The organism is Acinetobacter sp. 129952 (genome assembly GCF_056642055.1).
In genome coordinates this window covers 1-18,807 of the sequence record NZ_JBWVSU010000007.1, presented here as the reverse complement: position 1 = coordinate 18,807, position 18,807 = coordinate 1, and the positions used below count along the sequence as shown (strand labels likewise).

General features: G+C 43.3%; 18 protein-coding genes. 12 read left to right on the top strand and 6 right to left on the bottom strand.

Annotated elements, in window-relative coordinates; all coding sequences use genetic code 11:
• The first annotated feature begins 18 nt into the window (after positions 1-18).
• The 8 genes from AC1IR0_RS09250 (at position 19) to AC1IR0_RS09215 (ending at position 7,905) form a co-directional block, all read left to right on the top strand.
• The gene (locus AC1IR0_RS09250) at positions 19-489 is read left to right on the top strand and encodes a F0F1 ATP synthase subunit B (protein WP_004280990.1); all 471 of its coding nucleotides are present in this window, start codon (positions 19-21) and stop codon (positions 487-489) included.
• A 12-nt stretch (positions 490-501) separates the two neighbouring features.
• Complete coding sequence (locus AC1IR0_RS09245; protein WP_004280992.1) at positions 502-1,038, top strand: F0F1 ATP synthase subunit delta; 537 nt, start codon at positions 502-504, stop codon at positions 1,036-1,038.
• Between the two features lie 45 nt (positions 1,039-1,083).
• Positions 1,084-2,628, top strand: a complete 1,545-nt coding sequence (atpA, locus tag AC1IR0_RS09240) for a F0F1 ATP synthase subunit alpha (protein WP_004644861.1) — start codon at positions 1,084-1,086, stop codon at positions 2,626-2,628.
• Positions 2,629-2,717: 89 nt separating this feature from the next.
• Positions 2,718-3,587, top strand: coding sequence for a F0F1 ATP synthase subunit gamma (gene atpG, locus AC1IR0_RS09235; RefSeq protein ID WP_004644862.1), 870 nt, complete (start codon positions 2,718-2,720; stop codon positions 3,585-3,587).
• A gap of 26 nt (positions 3,588-3,613) precedes the next feature.
• Positions 3,614-5,008 carry a F0F1 ATP synthase subunit beta gene (gene atpD, locus AC1IR0_RS09230; protein WP_004644863.1) on the top strand — a complete coding sequence of 465 codons (1,395 nt, stop codon included), beginning with the start codon at positions 3,614-3,616 and terminating at the stop codon, positions 5,006-5,008.
• A gap of 27 nt (positions 5,009-5,035) precedes the next feature.
• Positions 5,036-5,455 (top strand): F0F1 ATP synthase subunit epsilon, encoded by a 420-nt coding sequence (locus tag AC1IR0_RS09225; protein ID WP_004644865.1) that lies wholly within the window; start codon positions 5,036-5,038, stop codon positions 5,453-5,455.
• Between the two features lie 14 nt (positions 5,456-5,469).
• Entirely contained in the window at positions 5,470-6,327 is an 858-nt protein-coding gene (locus tag AC1IR0_RS09220; RefSeq protein ID WP_409654162.1) for a DUF4145 domain-containing protein, read from the top strand.
• A gap of 201 nt (positions 6,328-6,528) precedes the next feature.
• The gene (locus tag AC1IR0_RS09215; RefSeq protein ID WP_409654159.1) at positions 6,529-7,905 is read left to right on the top strand and encodes an NAD-dependent succinate-semialdehyde dehydrogenase; all 1,377 of its coding nucleotides are present in this window, start codon (positions 6,529-6,531) and stop codon (positions 7,903-7,905) included.
• Between the two features lie 24 nt (positions 7,906-7,929).
• Here AC1IR0_RS09215 and AC1IR0_RS09210 read toward each other — a convergent pair whose 3' ends face one another.
• From AC1IR0_RS09210 to AC1IR0_RS09200, 3 genes are all read right to left on the bottom strand, one after another.
• Positions 7,930-8,946: a pirin family protein gene (locus tag AC1IR0_RS09210; protein ID WP_409654156.1), complete on the bottom strand. Its 1,017-nt coding sequence runs from the start codon at positions 8,944-8,946 to the stop codon at positions 7,930-7,932.
• Positions 8,947-9,085: 139 nt separating this feature from the next.
• Positions 9,086-9,685: a hypothetical protein gene (locus tag AC1IR0_RS09205; protein ID WP_174894099.1), complete on the bottom strand. Its 600-nt coding sequence runs from the start codon at positions 9,683-9,685 to the stop codon at positions 9,086-9,088.
• 328 nt (positions 9,686-10,013) lie between these two features.
• Complete coding sequence (locus AC1IR0_RS09200) at positions 10,014-10,559, bottom strand: glutathione peroxidase (protein WP_409654153.1); 546 nt, start codon at positions 10,557-10,559, stop codon at positions 10,014-10,016.
• 190 nt (positions 10,560-10,749) lie between these two features.
• On the opposite strand from AC1IR0_RS09200, the gene AC1IR0_RS09195 reads away from it, so the two are divergent.
• On the top strand, positions 10,750-11,658 hold the full coding sequence (locus AC1IR0_RS09195) for a DMT family transporter (protein ID WP_409654150.1): 909 nt from the start codon (positions 10,750-10,752) through the stop codon (positions 11,656-11,658).
• Between the two features lie 432 nt (positions 11,659-12,090).
• On the opposite strand, the gene tsaC is transcribed toward AC1IR0_RS09195, so the two are convergent.
• From tsaC to AC1IR0_RS09180, 3 genes are read right to left on the bottom strand one after another with little or no spacing between them, the layout of a single operon-like run.
• Positions 12,091-12,660, bottom strand: coding sequence for an L-threonylcarbamoyladenylate synthase type 1 TsaC (gene tsaC, locus AC1IR0_RS09190; RefSeq protein WP_044112401.1), 570 nt, complete (start codon positions 12,658-12,660; stop codon positions 12,091-12,093).
• A 41-nt stretch (positions 12,661-12,701) separates the two neighbouring features.
• Complete coding sequence (gene dprA / locus AC1IR0_RS09185) at positions 12,702-13,841, bottom strand: DNA-processing protein DprA (RefSeq protein ID WP_114542444.1); 1,140 nt, start codon at positions 13,839-13,841, stop codon at positions 12,702-12,704.
• Positions 13,842-13,897: 56 nt separating this feature from the next.
• Positions 13,898-15,052, bottom strand: coding sequence for a LysM peptidoglycan-binding domain-containing protein (locus tag AC1IR0_RS09180; RefSeq protein ID WP_243474751.1), 1,155 nt, complete (start codon positions 15,050-15,052; stop codon positions 13,898-13,900).
• Positions 15,053-15,171: 119 nt separating this feature from the next.
• Here AC1IR0_RS09180 and def point away from each other — a divergent pair, with 119 nt between their 5' ends.
• The 3 genes from def (at position 15,172) to AC1IR0_RS09165 (ending at position 18,278) form a co-directional block, all read left to right on the top strand.
• Positions 15,172-15,702 (top strand): peptide deformylase, encoded by a 531-nt coding sequence (gene def, locus AC1IR0_RS09175; RefSeq protein ID WP_044112406.1) that lies wholly within the window; start codon positions 15,172-15,174, stop codon positions 15,700-15,702.
• A gap of 92 nt (positions 15,703-15,794) precedes the next feature.
• Positions 15,795-16,205: a DUF2946 family protein gene (locus tag AC1IR0_RS09170; RefSeq protein ID WP_004644876.1), complete on the top strand. Its 411-nt coding sequence runs from the start codon at positions 15,795-15,797 to the stop codon at positions 16,203-16,205.
• Between the two features lie 72 nt (positions 16,206-16,277).
• The gene (locus tag AC1IR0_RS09165) at positions 16,278-18,278 is read left to right on the top strand and encodes a TonB-dependent copper receptor (RefSeq protein WP_409654144.1); all 2,001 of its coding nucleotides are present in this window, start codon (positions 16,278-16,280) and stop codon (positions 18,276-18,278) included.
• Positions 18,279-18,807 lie beyond the last annotated feature (529 nt).

Here is an 18,807-nt window from a genome sequence, read left to right as displayed (position 1 = left end):
CTATTTGAGGAATTTGCAATGAATATCAACCTCACATTGTTTGGCCAAGCGATTGCGTTTGCGATTTTTGTCGCATTCTGCATGAAGTTTGTATGGCCACCACTAATCAATGCGATTAGTGAACGTCAGCGTAAAATCGCTGATGGCTTAAATGCTGCTGAAAAAGCGAAGGCTGACCTTGCAGATGCGCAAGCACAAGTGAAAGCTGAGTTAGACGCGGCAAAAGCACAAGCGGCTCAATTGATCGAACAAGCGAACCGTCGTGGTGCACAATTGATCGAAGAAGCGCGTACCCAAGCTGCGGCTGAAGGTGAGCGTATTCGTCAACAGGCTAAAGAAGCTGTTGATACTGAAATCAATGCTGCTCGCGAAGAATTGCGTCAACAAGTGGCTGCTCTTGCAGTAACTGGTGCTGAGAAAATTCTTAGCCAGCAAGTTGATGCAGAAGCTCACAATGCCATGCTGACTCAGCTGGCTGCTAAACTTTAAGAGAGGCGGATTATGGCTGAACTCTTGACGTTGGCACGCCCATACGCTAAAGCAGCATTTGCTTACGCTTCTGAGCAAAGTGCAACTGACTCTTGGTCAACAGCACTTGAATTGCTCAGTGCTGCGGTGCAAGACGAAGCATTTTCAGCTTATCTAAATCGCCCTGAGCTTACACCTGCCGAGCAGGTGGCTCTTTTTGCGAAAGTTTTAGGTGAAGACCAAACTGCAGCAGTGTCTAACTTCCTGACATTGCTTGCAGAGAATAACCGTTTGGTTCTTCTTCCTGAGATTGCAGCAGAATATGAGCAGCTTAAATCACAGAATAACAATACTGTGGATGTAGTGATTGAATCTGCATTCCCATTAACTTCAGTACAAGAGCAATTGCTTGCGCATGCATTAGAGAAGAAATTCGAAGCTGCCGTAAATGTTTCTGTAGAAGTTAACCCAGCGCTGATTGCTGGTGTAGTTATTCGTGCAGGCGACCAAGTGATAGATGATTCTGCGCTTAACAAGCTTGAAAAAATGCGTACTCGTCTTCTTGCTTAATTGCATTTAGAAGACTGAACTTTAAAAAGATTGAGGTATAGCGCAATGCAACAACTGAATCCATCCGAGATCAGTGCGCTCATTAAACAGCGTATCGGCGATCTGGACACCAGCGCAACCGCTAAGAACGAAGGAACCATTGTTATGGTTTCCGACGGTATTGTGCGTATTCACGGCTTAGCTGACGCTATGTACGGTGAAATGATCGAATTCGACGGCGGCCTTTACGGTATGGCACTGAACCTAGAACAGGATTCAGTGGGCGTCGTTGTTTTAGGTAACTACTTAAGCCTTCAAGAAGGTCAAAAAGCGCGTTGCACAGGTCGTGTATTAGAAGTTCCGGTTGGTCCAGAACTTTTAGGCCGTGTAGTAGATGCTTTGGGTAACCCGATTGATGGTAAAGGCCCTATTGATGCAAAATTAACTGATGCTGTTGAAAAAGTAGCACCAGGCGTAATTTGGCGTCAATCAGTGGATCAACCTGTACAAACTGGTTATAAATCAGTAGATACAATGATCCCTGTAGGCCGTGGTCAACGTGAGTTGATCATTGGTGACCGTCAAACTGGTAAAACAGCAATGGCGATCGACGCGATCATCGCTCAGAAAAACTCTGGCATTAAATGTGTATACGTAGCAATTGGTCAAAAACAATCGACTATCGCTAACGTGGTACGCAAGCTAGAAGAAACTGGCGCTATGGCGTATACAACTGTTGTAGCAGCAGCTGCAGCTGATCCAGCAGCAATGCTGTATCTAGCTCCGTACTCTGGCTGTACAATGGGCGAATACTTCCGTGACCGCGGTGAAGATGCGTTAATCATTTATGATGACTTGTCTAAGCAAGCTGTTGCTTACCGTCAAATTTCATTGCTTTTACGCCGTCCACCAGGTCGTGAAGCGTATCCAGGTGACGTGTTCTATCTACACTCGCGTCTACTTGAACGTGCTTCTCGTGTATCTGCTGACTACGTTGAGAAGTTCACTAACGGTGAAGTTAAAGGCCAAACTGGTTCATTAACTGCATTGCCGATTATTGAAACTCAAGCGGGTGACGTATCTGCATTCGTACCAACCAACGTAATTTCGATTACTGATGGTCAGATCTTCCTTGAAACATCATTATTCAACGCAGGTATTCGTCCTGCTGTGAACGCGGGTATCTCTGTATCTCGTGTTGGTGGTTCAGCGCAAACTAAGATCATCAAGAAATTGTCTGGTGGTATCCGTACTGCTTTGGCGCAATACCGTGAATTGGCAGCATTTGCTCAGTTCGCTTCTGATCTTGACGAAGCAACTCGTAAGCAACTTGAACATGGTCAACGTGTAACTGAGTTAATGAAGCAAAAACAATATGCTCCATACTCAATTGCTGACCAAGCTGTTTCAATTTATGCATCTAACGAAGGCTACATGGCTGACGTAGACGTTAAGAAAATCGTAGACTTTGATGCTGCGTTAATTTCTTACTTCCGTTCAGAACATGCTGCGTTAATGCAACAAATCGATGCCTCTGGTGATTACAACAAAGACATCGAAGCTGCAATCAAAGCAGGTATTGAAAGCTTTAAAGCGACTCAAACTTACTAATTTCAACCTCTGTTGAATTTAGTGTCGGTTTGGTTCACGGAATCAACCTTCGGAAGCTCGCAAGGGCTTTCGAATACTAGGTTAAGCGTATGGCAAATTTAAAAGAAATTCGCGCCAAAGTAGCTAGTATCAAGAGCACGCAGAAGATTACTCGAGCGATGCAAATGGTAGCAGCTTCTAAGATGCGTCGTGCGCAAGAGCGCATGGCTCAAGGCCGTCCGTATGCCGAAAATATGCACCGTGTAATTGCTCATTTGGTCCAAGCGAATCCTGAATACAAACACCGTTATATGGTTGAACGCCCGGTTAAGCGCGTTGGCTATATCATTGTGTCTTCAGATCGTGGCCTTGCTGGTGGTTTGAACATTAACCTGTTCAAGAAAGTGGTTAAACACGTTCAACAGCAACAAGAGCAGTCAATTGAAGTTCAATTTGCTTTAATTGGTCAAAAAGCGGTTTCGTTTTTTAAAAACTACGGCGGTAAAGTGCTTGGTGCGACGACGCAAGTCGGTGATGCCCCAAGTCTTGAGCAGTTATCTGGTTCTGTACAGGTGATGTTGGACGCTTATGATAAAGGCGAGTTAGATCGTATTTATCTAGTGTCAAACGGCTTTGTCAATGCCATGACTCAAAATCAAAAGATCGAACAACTTGTTCCTTTGGCTGCTGCTGAAGAAGACAAGAATCTGAACCGTCAATACGGTTGGGATTACATCTACGAGCCTGAAGCTGAAGAGCTTTTAAATGGCTTGTTGGTTCGCTATATCGAGTCTGTGGTGTATCAAGGTGTGATTGAAAACATCGCATGTGAGCAGTCTGCACGTATGGTCGCTATGAAAGCAGCGACAGACAACGCAGGCGAGATCATTAAGAGCCTGCAACTTATTTATAACAAGCTGCGTCAAGCCGCGATTACTCAGGAAATTTCTGAGATCGTTGGTGGTGCCGCTGCCGTTTAACATTATTTTGAATTGAGGAGACAGCAATGAATAGCGGTCGTATCATTCAGATCATCGGCGCGGTTATCGACGTCGAGTTTGAACGCAACAGCGTTCCTAAGATCTATGACGCTCTCCAAGTAGATGGTACTGAAACTACTTTAGAAGTTCAGCAACAGCTTGGTGATGGCGTAGTTCGTACTATTGCAATGGGTTCTACTGAAGGCCTTAAGCGTGGTTTGAACGTAACTAACACTAACGCGCCGATTTCTGTACCAGTAGGTACAGCGACTCTAGGCCGTATCATGGACGTTCTTGGTCGCCCGATCGACGAAGCTGGTCCTGTTGCGACTGAAGCGCGTTTACCAATTCACCGTCAAGCGCCTTCTTATGCAGAACAAGCGGCTTCTACTGACCTTTTAGAAACTGGTATTAAAGTCATTGACTTACTTTGCCCGTTTGCGAAAGGTGGTAAAGTTGGTCTGTTCGGTGGTGCCGGTGTTGGTAAAACTGTAAACATGATGGAGTTGATCAACAACATCGCGAAAGCTCACTCAGGTTTATCTGTGTTTGCTGGTGTTGGTGAGCGTACTCGTGAAGGTAACGACTTCTATCACGAAATGAAAGATTCTAACGTTCTAGACAAAGTAGCAATGGTCTACGGTCAGATGAACGAGCCACCAGGTAACCGTTTACGCGTAGCGTTGACTGGTTTGACCATGGCTGAATATTTCCGTGATGAGAAAGACGAAAACGGTAAAGGCCGTGACGTACTATTGTTCGTAGATAACATCTATCGTTATACACTAGCGGGTACTGAAGTATCAGCACTTCTAGGTCGTATGCCATCTGCAGTAGGTTACCAGCCTACACTTGCAGAAGAGATGGGTGTTCTTCAAGAACGTATTACATCGACTAAGTCTGGTTCTATTACGTCAATCCAAGCGGTATACGTACCTGCCGATGACTTGACAGATCCATCGCCTGCTACAACGTTTGCTCACTTGGACGCAACTGTTGTATTGAGCCGTGACATCGCATCTTCTGGTATTTACCCAGCGATCGATCCACTAGACTCAACTTCACGCCAGTTAGATCCGTTAGTTGTTGGTCAAGAGCATTATGAAATTGCACGTTCTGTACAGAACGTATTGCAACGTTATAAAGAGCTTAAAGACATCATCGCGATTCTTGGTATGGACGAGCTTGCTGAAGAAGATAAACTGGTTGTTTACCGTGCGCGTAAAATCCAGCGTTTCTTCTCTCAACCGTTCCACGTAGCTGAAGTATTTACTGGTGCTCCTGGTAAATTAGTATCTCTTAAAGAAACGATTCGTGGCTTTAAAGGTCTTCTAGCTGGTGAATACGATCACATCCCAGAACAAGCGTTCTACATGGTTGGTGGTATTGACGAAGTTATTGCTAAAGCCGAGAAACTTTAATTAGCTACTCTAATTTAGGAGATTCTCATGGCGACTATGCAATGTGATGTTGTAAGTGTTCAGGAGTCTTTGTACTCAGGCACTATAACTATGCTAATTGCAAAAGGTGCTGGCGGTGAGTTGGGTATTATGCCTGGCCATGCTCCGTTGGTAACTTTGCTCCAACCTGGCGCGATCCGCGTTATTTTGGAAAACGGTACAGAAGAGTTGATCTATGTATCTGGTGGTGTTCTAGAAGTTCAACCGCATGTTGTTACGGTTCTTGCAGATACTGCAGTCCGTGCAGAAAACTTAGATGAAGCAGCTATTGTTGAAGCGCGTAAACACGCTGAAGCATTGCTTGCGAATCAAAAGAGCGATTTGGACTCTGCTGCTGCTTTGGCTGCTCTTGCAGAAACTGCTGCTCAGCTGGAAACGATCCGCAAAATCAAAAACCGCGCTCAATAAGAGACGGTTTGAGATTGAAAAAGCCACCCGAAAGGGTGGTTTTTTTATATACTAATTTTTTAAATAGTATTTCTAGAATAATGAAAATAGTTTCTTTGAATCCAATTTTTGAGGGTGTTAAGCAAGATTCAAAAATTGTTTATGAAAAAATATTATGTATTGAATGTAAAACAAAAATTAAGCATGAGGTATTGGTAGATATATCACACAATGATTGTTCTGATCCAAATATATCTTTTTATTATAATTATAGAATTTTGAGATGTTTAAATTGTGAGTCTATTTCATATCAAACAAAGTCCCATGACTCTTATGACGTTGATCCTGTAGGGTATGATCAAAGTGAAGATATGATCTACCAAGTAAATTATTTATATAAAACTTTTCCTCTTAGAGACGAAGAAACTGCTTTTTCTAAAGAGTTTGAGAAAATCTTACCTGAAGAGATTTATTCTACTTATGAAGAGGTCATAGTGGCGTTAAATAATAAAATGCCTTTGCTAACTGGATTAGGCTTGAGAACATTATTAGAGCAGATTGTGAAATTTTTTGGTCATTCAGATGATTTGGGGGAAATTTTAAATAAGTTTGAACATGAGGGTTTTATCTCAACTAAGCAAAGAGGCTTACTTGATGATATTCGTTATTTAGGGAATGATGCTGCACATAGGGCAGACTCCAAAACTCGAAAAGAGCTAGTTTTGCACTTAAAAGTTTTAGAAAATTTAATTCAACAACTTTTTGTTTACTACAATTTAGATCAAGAAGAGATAAGAAAAATTAAAAGTGTAGGATTAAAACCATCACCTAGACATCCCATTCCAGTAGTAAGAGAAACTACTCAAAAGAGAAGACCTAAGAAGAGATTATAAAATCTCTGCATTTATTGCATTCTGTACCGCTCGATATAACTTTTACCCTTTCTCAGTAATGTTTTGAACCAATCTGTAAGCAGACACACGCCATAAAAAAATCAATGATAAGTTAAATAATTCGAACAGATACTCGTTTGTTATAACTTGATGCGATTGGGTTTTGAACAGGCGAAACTTATAATTGAAAAAGGGAAAATCATGGCTTATCAATCTATTAATCCATTTACTAATCAAAAATTGAAAGACTACCCATCCCATAACGATCAAGATATTCAAAATGCACTCGATACCGCAGAAAAAATCCTAAAGTCAGAATGGTCACAACAGGTCGATACCCGTATTGAAGTACTGCGCAAATTGGCCAGCAATATGCGAGAGCAAAAATCTGAACTCGCTAAACTCATGACGCTGGATATGGGAAAACTGATCAAGCAGAGTGAAGGTGAAATCGAAACCTGCGCCAAAATTGCAGAATATTATGCTGATCATGCCAAAGAATTTTTAGCGCCCGTATCCTATGAAACGGAACTGGGTGAGGCCTGGGTTGAGCATCATCCACTGGGTATTATCATGGCGGTAGAACCGTGGAATTTCCCGTTTTATCAATTGATGCGAGTGTTTGCACCGAACTGTGCCATTGGTAATCCGGTTCTGGCAAAACATGCCGGAATTGTACCGCAATGTGCGGAAGCTTTTGAACAACTGATCTTGGATGCAGGCGCACCCAAAGGTGTCTGGACCAATCTGTTTATCAGCAGTGATCAGGTCGCTGAAGTAATTGCAGACAAGCGTGTGCGGGGTGTGGCACTGACAGGTTCAGAAGGTGCGGGCAGTGCAGTCGCTGAACAGGCCGGAAAACATCTTAAAAAATCAACGCTGGAACTGGGCGGTAATGATGTATTCATCGTACTCGATGATGCAGATCTCGAACGCGCGATCAAGTTAGGCTGTCAGGCGCGTGTCAATAATGCCGGGCAGGTATGTACGGCGGCGAAGCGATTTATCTTGCATGAAAAAATTGCCGAACAATTCAAGGCCGGCATGCTGAAAGCTTTTGAACAGTTAAAACTGGGTGATCCGCTCGATCCTGAAACCACTTTAGGACCGCTGTCTTCAAAAGATGCGCTGGAAAAACTCAGCGAGCAGGTCGAAAAGGCAGTAGCACAAGGCGCGACTGTGGTCACTGGCGGCAAAGCTGTAGAACATCAAGGCAATTTCTATGCACCAACCATTCTGGAAAATATCACGCGTGAAAATGAAGCCTGGTATGAAGAATTTTTTGGCCCAGTGGCACAAATCTATGTGGCGAAGGATGATGATGAAATTGTCGAAATTGCCAATGATTCCAATTATGGTCTGGGTGGTGTGATTCATTCACAGGATATCGAGCGGGCGAAAAAGCTAGCGTCACGGGTAGAAACTGGCATGATCTGGATCAACTGGTTTACTGATACCACGCCTGAGTTACCATTTGGTGGAATTAAAAATTCCGGTTATGGGCATGAACTATCGATTGATGGTTTTAGAGAATTTGTGCAGAAGAAACTAGTTGTCGTCAGAAGCCCGAAAAAATAATACGATCTGATGTCAAAGAAGCCACTATTCGGTGGCTTCTTTGTCTGGTTGGTCTGGATATTCTTCACGTTTGCCGCCTTCATAACTGGCGAAACGTGGATGTTCTGGTGGAAATGACGGTTCAGCACTTCGCCAAGGCCAGCCACCAAACTGGGTTTCGCGATAACGGCGAAAAGCAGTATCCAGTTCTTGAGCACTATTCAGAACAAAAGGCCCATGCATAGCCACCGGTGCACCGATCGGTTCACCTTCCAGCCATAAAATATGTGATTCCAGCAGCCCACCTTTGAGCTGAATATCTGCATCCGGTTTGAGTTCAAGTAGATGCTTCGGCGCTATCTTCTGTCCTTCAAGCTCCAAGCTTCTACCTTGATAAAAATAACAAAAACGCGTTGCAGTAGCAGTGGTTGCAGGAATGATTAATTCTGCTTCCGGCCCTAAAGTGATTAAATAAATATTGAGCTGATTCTCTGGCATGGCTGCCCATGAATGTGGCGGCCGATCCAGTGCCTGAGTCTGTTTAAACTGCCCTGAAATGACCTGGATATCCGCTTTACGTCCGGCCGTATCTGCTGAAAATACATGTGGAATCTGTTCACGCCACAACATTTTATAATCGGCCGGCTGCTTTTTCTGTTCCGGTGAGGAATTCAGCCAGATTTGAAAAAGCTCCAGAGGATTGTCCTGATCCTGATGGACTAAGGGAAACATCTCGCAATGCCGCACCCCATTGCCGGTAGTCAGCCATTGCACATCACCTGCACCATAACGTCCCGAGTTTCCCAGCGAGTCAAAATGATCGACATAACCGCGCTCGACAATGGTAATGGTTTCAAAACCTGTATGCGGATGCTCCGGAAAGCCAGGAATACTCTCGCCATAATACATGTCATATTCATGCTGCTGTGGCGGGGAAACTGGGCCTAATTTAGAATTGCCTTGCGGATAATGATCTTGATGATGAACGGTAAAAATAAAAGGATCTTTCAGATCAAGCCGGGATGTGACTGGAACCACAGAATACAGCACTGAATTCGACATGATTGAACTCCTGATGATCCGATTGGATGAAAATTCTTGATCTAAATGTAATTTTTATAATCCATAACAGTGTATAGCCTGCAAGGCGACTGAGGAAGACGTATTTCGATCAATCACCTTAAATATGATTTTGAATATTTTAAGTATTGTCCTGATCAGTATTGTTCTCTGCTTCCTGATCTGGATTCTGGATCAGCAAGCCGGCCAGTTTGACCATTTCGGATTGCACATTAACCATCTGCGATTCAATCTTTTTCAAGTTCACTTGGCTGAAATCCACCTGACCATTTAAGAGGGGAGAAGCCAGAACTTGCTGATTAGCGGTCATAATGTTGTCACGAATCTGGTCAATTTCCTGACTTTTCAAGTTCAGGTTGCCCAACACCTGATTAAAACTGCTGAGTTGCTGTTGAAGCTGGGTCGCAGTGGACTGCAGTTGCTGGGTATCCTTGGCTTCGACCGCCGTTTGCAGTTCGGTCTGGGTCTGTTTTAACTGTTCCACATAACTGCCGGCCTTGAGCTGCAAGTCGGCGACATCACGAACCATATAAAACATATTGCCCGATTTAAGCTCGGTTTGCGCTGTTGAGCTCTTTTGCTGAGAGGCTGGTTCCAGATCTGAGGTCGTGGTATCTGCCTGTTCAGCCGGTGCTTCGACGGCCTGTTCACAGCCCATCAGTAAAATTCCCGAGCTAAATAATGCGAAAGGAAGGACAGCATTGGCAAGAATCTTGGACATGGAATCAGGGTCTCGATACAGGTGATGGAATTTTATTAGTATCTAATATAAGGACAAACTATGGAGATAAAAAAGATTGTTGCAAACTCATAACAATTCTTCTGGGTTCCGAATGTTTCCTTATTTAAAAATAGGAAATAGGTTATTAAAAGCTAGTAAAGAAGTACTTTGTTCTCACCGAATTGGCTTTTTTGGCCTGCAATCATTTTGAAAATATTTTAGGTGAATTTCAATGCAATTAAACAACCGTTTTTAAATAAAAAAATAAGTATCTATCAAGAAAATAGATACTTATTTCAAGCTTGAGGCTTATGAGAATAATCGAGAATTATTTTGCAAGTTCTGCATTCACTGCATCAACAATCCGTGGATCATCCGCAGTGAGGTCTGGTGCGAAACGCGCCACTACTTCACCATTTTTATTAATCAGGAATTTTTCAAAGTTCCAGAGCACTTCTGGTGGCTGATTTGGGGTTAAACCATAATCGACCAGATCTTTCCACCAAGGGCCTTCACCGATACGTTCCGGTACAGCCTGCGTAAGGTTGGCATATAAAGGATGCTTGTCTTCACCCGCGACAGAGATTTTAGCAAATAGCGGGAAGTCAACTTTATAATTCACTGAGCAGAATTCCTGAATCTCGGCTTCGCTACCCGGTTCCTGTTCCAAAAAGTTATTGGCAGGGAAGCCCAGAATTTCCAGACCTTCCGCTTTTTTGTCCTGATACAGTTTTTGTAAGCCTTCATATTGCGGCGTCAGGCCACATTTAGATGCGACGTTAACCACCAGCAAAACCTTACCCTGGTAATGGTTTAAAGTGGTTTCTGTTCCTTCAATAGTTTTGACTGGAATGTCATATACAGAGCGAGTCATTAGATTTCCTGTTTATTGCGACTGAACGGTATTTGTTTTAACGGGTATTCGCTTTCAGTACAAGTAGAAACAGGTGAGCTCAGTTACTTAAAGCTGCAAATTGCCTCAATATTATGTGAAAAATCTATTATGCTAGGATGCGCGAATAGGCATAGCTTAATAACAAGACCAGCGACTCATGGATGAAAGTATGACACAGCAACAAAAGGCAGTCTGGTGGGCCATGGCCTTACCACTGGCCGCAGTTTTGATTTGGTCTCTGAATATGACGGTTACCCGTTATGTGGCAGATTATATTTCTCCCATCAGTATCAGTTTCTACCGCTGGGCCTTGGCCTTACTGATTTTAACTCCATTCATGTTGCCTAAAGTCAAAGCAGCATGGCCGCAGATCCGTCCGCATCTCGGACATTTTGCTGTTTTGAGTGCGCTGGGAATGGTGCTGTATCAGGGGCTAGCCTATAGCTCGGCACACTACACCACTGCGACCAATATGGGCCTGATTAATGCCTTTATTCCTATTTTTACCATTATCGTAGGTATTTTTGTTTTAAAGATTCGCCCGACACAGACTGCAGTGCTGGGAAGTCTCTTGTCCTTTATTGGTTTGATGTATGTCATGGCACAAGGGCAGGGCCTGCAGTTTTTAACTGTCGGTGAAAGTTATATTGGCGATCTGTTGATGTTGATCGCAGTATTTTTCTATGCCTGTTATGGCGTGTTTCTGAAAAAATGGCAGATTCAGATTCCACTCTTAGTGAGCCTGTATATCCAGATTTTTATGGCCTTTCTCTATCATATTCCTTTGGTATTGATTTTAGGTCTGGACAGCATCAATCACGCTAATGCAGTAAGCATTATCTATGCCGGAATTTTCCCTTCCATTGCCGCGCCGTTATTCTGGATGATGGCCGTACAGCAACTTGGCCCCAATCGCAGTAGTATTTTTATGAACCTGATGCCTGTCTTTACCGCAGTAGTCGCATATTTGTGGTTAGGCGAAGCGTGGACCATGTATCACACTATTGGCGGCAGTATTATTTTATTGGGAGTTTTATGGGCACAGTATCCCGGAAAAAGCCAAGTCATAAGGAAGTAGCCCAGTTTTTAAAATTCTTAATTGTTTAAATATCGATCATTCGGGCATGTTTTTTTAATAGAATTCATCTTTTAAATACTGATTTATGAATGTAAAAATAAATAGAAAATTAGCACTTTATTTTAAAATCGGAATGGAATGAGCTAGATATTTTGAATTCTTAATAAAAGCTCTACTTTTTTAATAGGAAAAATGTATTAATTGAGTTTTTTATTGTACTTGTCGTTGTACTCAGTTTCTTTCATAATGCGCCCATCGAGAATGATCAAGCAAGAAAATCCTTGTTTTATCAGACTCCCAGAGATTTTCTGAACCCTCTGGATGTGATTTATGCACATCCTTTTTTATGCTCAGCCATCCCTATATGGCTGAGCTTTTTTTTGTCTTAAAACTTTAGTCGGGCTTGAGTGTCCCGACTAAATCAGACAGGACTCAGTCACGAATAACTACGCCAGTCACAGCATCAATAATCCGGCTTGGTTGCTGACTTAAACCGAGGTCACCATTAAGATAATTCAGATTCTGGTCAAAATAGCGGATCGCATCCTGCAGTGAGCGGGCAGGTTCCATGCCGGCAGGGTTGGCACTGGTAGAAACGATAAAACCGCCAAAGGCCTGACACAATGCGACACAGAGCGGGTGAGTGGTCACGCGGACGGCTACTTTAGGATGATGACCTTTAATCCAGTCAGGAATATCTTTATTTGCAGGAAGCAGCCAGGTGGTCGCACGCTCAGCAGGCCTGTCATTGCTCCAGGATTCAATCACTTTTTCACGCATTTCTTCGCTTAAATCCTGCAGCAGGTGTTCTACCTGTGAAAGATGAGCTGCCAACAAAATTACACCTTTCTCAATCGGGCGCTGCTTCAATTCTAAAATTTGATGAAATGCCTGTTCATTATAGGGGTCGCAACCCAAGCCCCAAACAGCCTCTGTGGGATATGCCAAGACTTGTCCGTCTTTAAGCCATGCTGCTGCTTCGGCAACAGAGGTAGTGATCATGTGGATACCTTATATTAAACAACAAAGCGCTATTGTGAACCTTATTTAAGAATCCGACAACGTAGATACAGGCCGGCTTGCTGGGTGCAAAAACCGAGTAATTCCAGTTCCATCAGTTGACTGGTCAAGGCGGATACTTCTTGCTGCACCTGCGTTCCCAGCTGATCCAGAGTCTGTCCCACCCAGTCCAGCTGGTTATATAGACTAAGAAGATGTGGTGGGATCTGTTGTGATTCTGCTGCAGCGACTTCCAGTTTGGGAGTATTTTCCAAAGCCTGCCATTGCGTCGCCAGTGCCAGTTCTTCGATGACCTGCTGCGGGTGATCAATCAAAATTGCACCTTCACGAATCAGTTGGTGGCAGCCCTGATGATGCTCGCTGTAAATATGTCCCGGAATGGCAAACACAGTTTTACCTTGCTCAGCTGCCAGTTTAGCCGTAATCAGAGAACCACTTTTTAATGCAGCCTCTGCCACAATCACACCTAGACTTAAACCACTGACGATTCGGTTGCGCCGTGGGAAATGGTGTTGCAAAGGCAGCGTATCTGGTAGAAACTCACTGATGACTGCACCATCGTGCTCAATGATTTGCTGGCGTAGTGATTGATGTTGTGCTGGATAGGTTTGATCCAGTCCAGTCGCCATCACTGCAATTGTCCCTTGATGCTGTAACGCAGCCCGATGCGCTGCTTCATCAATACCGTATGCCAGACCGCTATTGATATAGAAACCCTGTTCACTCAAATAAAAAGCAAAGTCATAAGCTACTTGCCGGCCGTGTGGACTGGGTTTGCGGCTGCCCACAATGGCAATCTGTGCCTGAAGCAGGGTATCGGATCTACCCTGACCAAAAATGATCGGTGGTTTATCTGCATAAGGATGCAACTGCTGAGGATAATGCGGATCGCTGTGCAGCAAAATAAAATCGCTATCCTGCTGGATCTGCTGCAGACATCGCTGAAATTTTTGCTGCGCTTCTGGGAGGTAAAACTCTTTTAAGCGCTGCACATGATTGGCATGAAGGCCGAGTGCTTGCCAGACGGGTACTTGATCCGGCTGAAGGGCATGCGCCAGTTCGGCATAATGTTGACTGATTTTATAGAAACTCGAAAGAGAATGCTGAACCAGATACCATAACGTAATTGTTTCCAGTTGCGCGCGTGATAACGGGTTCAGCATATTGAGACCTATAGGGTTGTCTTCTTATTATTAAGTTTTTTTATTTAGACAAATATTTATTCATCTAAAAGAGGTGCTTGAATTCCTGCACCAACCTTGATTGGTAATTCGCTCTCTAGCACATAGGCATAGCTTAATTGATCGAAGTTTTTGAATACCATGATTTGGCCAATACGCTCACCTGGCAATTGCACACGTTCTTTAGTTTTAGGATCAGTGACCACTTCACCTTTTTGATTCACACTAAAGACATGACCCGTCTGAACTCCATGTGCCGTACCACGGTCAATGGTGACAACACTATGACGTGCTGCTGTACCAATTGACCCCAATACACGCACAATCTGGCCACCGGCAGCAATATTTTCTGCATTGGTCGGATAGAACAGAGTCGGTAACATTGGATCGTATTCTGGTAAGACACGATCACCGCGACGTACTTCAGCATTGTAACTATCTGTCAGTTCAAGTGTGGTGACATCACCTTCGCCACGAACTGCAATACCGGATGCCACCTGTTGCAGCTCGAGTGCAGCCGTATATTTCTTGCCATTCGCATCGGTAAATACATACGGTTCAGCTTCGCGATACACGGCATAGCGTTGACCAACTTCCAGACCGTTACCACGTACATAGACTTTCTGGCCTTTGCCTGCCAGTACGCGCTGATCGGCAGTTCCAAGAATATATGGCGTACCTTGAACTGAATCAGGTGCCATCAGGGTGTAGCGTTCCAACCACTGCTTGATATGTTCTAGTGGAATTACTGGAATGGTATTATTTAACGATTCAACCCGAATCTGAGGTTGCAAGGAGGTGCTACCCAGATAACGGCTGATAATGCCTTCACAACCATCACCTTCGTCTTTACCAATAATCGGACGGCCCTGGTAATCACACATCAGTAGGCGGTCACCCGGGAAAATCCAGTGTGGATTTTTGACGTGCTTGTTGCTGGCCCAGATTTCCGGCCAACGTACCGGATTTTTCAGGAAGCGTTTCGAGATATCCCAAAGTGTATCTCCTTTTTTCACCACATACACGTTCGGTGCACTGGCTTTTAATGCCGGTGGATTGACGTTACGTGCAGGTGCTGCCTCGGCGGAATGAATGGTCCCCATACTGACGCCTACACAAATAGCAAGTGCCAGCATCTGATTTTTAAACCCCAAGGCACTAAAAAATGGCATGCCCTTTAAAACCTTTTTCATTATCATAATTCCTAAAATTATGTGCGTAGTTGCGTTATAATAACGATCTTACACACATTTTTTGATGAAGCATTCCCTTCATTTGGTTTTTTGATCAATGGCATAATTGAGGATGCAGTATGGCCTTATTACCTATTTTAAGTTTCCCGGATCCCCGTCTTCGTACCATTGCCCAACCTGTCGAAGAAGTAACTGATGAAATTCGTCAGCTCGCTGCAGATATGTTTGAAACCATGTATGAAGCACCAGGTATCGGACTTGCCGCGACTCAGGTGGATCGTCATATTCAGCTGATTGTTATGGATCTGTCTGAAGATAAAGATCAACCGATGGTGTTTATTAACCCCAAAATTACACCATTGACTGAAGAAACGCAGCCCTACGAAGAAGGCTGTCTATCAGTTCCTCAAATATACGATAAAGTTGACCGTCCGTCACGTGTAAAAATCGAGGCAATTAATCTGCAAGGTCAAGCATTTGAGCTTGATGCTGACGGACTTCTCGCTGTGTGTATCCAACATGAAATGGATCACTTAAATGGCAAATTATTTGTTGATTATTTATCACCATTAAAACGTCAACGTGCACGTGAAAAAGTGGAAAAACTGGTTCGCCAGCGTAATAAAGACAAGGTGGCAGTGAAACGCTAGGATCATTTTAAAGTTTATTTAAATGGTCTAACAAAGCCCAATTCTGATTGGGCTTTGTTATAATCAACATAAGCATGTTTTAGGAATAGCCTGTGTTTTTACGCGCGGGGCTGCTATTTGCATTTGCAGCTGTGTTTCTACAGATTGCTGTATTTTTACAGCCTTTGTTACCGAAGCAATATCAGGTTGCTCCGGTCTGTGAAACCATCACGCGTGCGCTTTTTATCGCGACAGATGCTCATGCGCAGCATAGCGCTGGCGAGCATAGTCACCTTATCCAATCTGATCATCTTCAACATGATCATCATGATGCCAATCATCAGTGTCAGTACTGTAAGGTTCATGCCAATTTAGTCTTACCGCCTGATCTGGACATCAAACAGGTTCTTGACCGGATTCATGTCCGTTTAATTGCCTATCAAAAAACCTTTAAGCATGTCTGGTTTGTCCTTCAGCAACTCTTCTTAATTCCTCAGGGGCGAGCGCCACCACTGCCTGCATAAATCTGCATTTTTCAGCTTGGGTTGGTATTGACTCAAGCCGTGCCTAATTTATGTATTTAGTGAGATAGAGAAATGGCTCAGCCTAAATTTTCTTTACAGCCACTTGCGGCTGCGATTTGTGTTGCTTGTTATTCTTCGATAGTGATGGCCAATGACGCCATGCCGGTTCAGACATTTGCCCCGATTGTGGTGACGTCAGCATCAGGTAATGATGCCAATGGGCTGATTGTCCGCGCTGATCCAAAACAGCCGATTCAACCGATTCCTGCCAGTGATGGTGCGGATTATTTGCAAAGTATTGTCGGCTTTAGTTCGGTCAATAGCGGTGCCGGCACCAATGGTGATGTGACGTTCCGCGGCATGTTTGGTTCACGAATTAAGATCCTAACTGATGGCACCGAAAACCTGGGCGCCTGTCCAAGTCGTATGGATTCGCCGACCTCTTATATTTCTCCGGAAAGCTATGACCGTATTTCGGTGATTAAAGGACCGCAAACGGTTCAGTATGCCAATACTGGCTCTGCGGCCACAGTGATTTTCGAACGTACGCCGGAACAGTTTGATCAAGATCAAAACTATCGCGGTCAGGCCAGTGTCTTGATGGGGTCATTTGGCCGTCTGGATCATAATGTCGAAGTTGCAGCAGGCGATGCGCAGAAATATATCCGTCTGAATACCAATCGTTCGGTATCGAATAGTTATCAAGATGGTGATGGAACCACTGTGCCTTCAGATTGGGAACGCTGGAATGCGGATCTGGCTTTAGGCTGGACACCGGATGAAGATACCTGGGTAGAGTTGACTGGCGGTAAAGCTGATGGTGAAGCCGTCTATGCGGGGCGCATGATGGATGGTTCCAAGTTTGCCCGTGAAAGTTTAGGACTTCGTGTAGAAAAGAAAAATCTTACCGATATCATTCAAAAAGTCGAAGCTCAAGTGAACTATAACTTTAATGACCACGTTATGGATAACTATAGTTTAAGACCAAAACCAATGATGGAAATGGCAACCAATGTGGCACGTAAAACCTTAAATGCGCGTGTTGCCATGACCAGTGAGTGGGACAAGATCAAACTGATCTCTGGTCTTGATACACAAAATAATGAGCACTCGATTCGTAAGACAACAGCTGGCGTTCCCTATCAGAATATGCCACGCATGACCGATATGGAATTTCAGTCTGTAGGTGGTTTTGGTGAATTAAGCTATCAGCTTAATGAAAATAATAAACTGGTTTCTGGTTTGCGTATCGATCAAGTTGAAGTTGATGCAGTTCAATCCGCACAAGAACGTAAAGAAACTTTACCAAGCGCGTTTATACGTTTTGAAAATCCTCATCCCGAGCATGATGACGGGAAAACTTATATCGGTTTAGGTTATGTGGAGCGTATGCCAGATTATTGGGAGTTATTTAGTCCCGTAAAAGGTAACGGTTATGAAAATACCTTTAAAAACATTGATACTGAGAAAACACTGCAGCTTGATTTAGGCTATCAACATTCGCATGGTCAATTCAGTTCATGGGCGTCTGCTTATACAGGTTTAATCCACGACTCTATTTTGACTAAATATAACGCCAACAATAAAGCAGAAACTCGAAATGTCGATGCAGTTATTGCAGGTGCCGAAGCAGGAATTGGTTATCAGTTCACTGATGCCATTCAAGCAGATGTGAGTGCAATGTATGCATGGGGTGAAAACACCACCAATAATACGCCGTTGCCACAAATTGCACCTTTAGAAGGACGGATCAATCTTCGCTATATCCAAGATCGTTATACCTTGGGTGCTTACTGGCGCATTGTGGATGGTCAAAGTCGTATTAGCGAACGCGAAGGGAACATTGTCGGTTATGATAATAAGAAAAGTACAGGTTTTGGCACCTTGTCTTTAAACGGTACTTATAACCTAACTGAAGGTGTCGATTTGTCTGTGGGGGTCGACAATGTCTTAGATCGTACATATACCGAGCATTTAAATAAAATGGGGGCTTCAGGTACAGGTCTGCCAACTGATGAGCAATTTAATAATATTGGACGTAATTACTGGGCTAGAATCAGCATGAAGTTCTGATTTGAATTAAATCTAGACAAAAAGCAGGAGAAAACTCCTGCTTTTTTCACTTTAAAATAAATTAAATACATAAAATTCAATGACATATTTCTTATTGGTATTTCTAAATAAAATAATGAACATTTTTCTTTAAATAAATTTCACATATAAAACAGTGATTTATAAATTTATTGGTTTATAAAATAAACACACGTTTCATAAGTTTAAAAAAGGGGGTTGCAAGCCCTCCGAAATGCTGTAGAATGCACATCCATCGGCGGTGATGAAGATTAAAACTTCTGATAAAACAGTGACTTAGTTAAGTTTGATTAAGTTCGGTTTTAGAAAGAAATTTTAAAAATAGTTTTCATTACTGGTTGACTTTCTAGAGATAGAGAGTAATATAGCCGACCTAGCTTGCTGGTGACGAATTAGCAAGAAGATCATTAAGAGATTATGAAGAACAACTTGTGTGGATTTTTACTGGTTGATTGATCGAAATTATTTTCATTGATTGATGGTAGAAATTACTCGAAGTTTATTTGAGAAA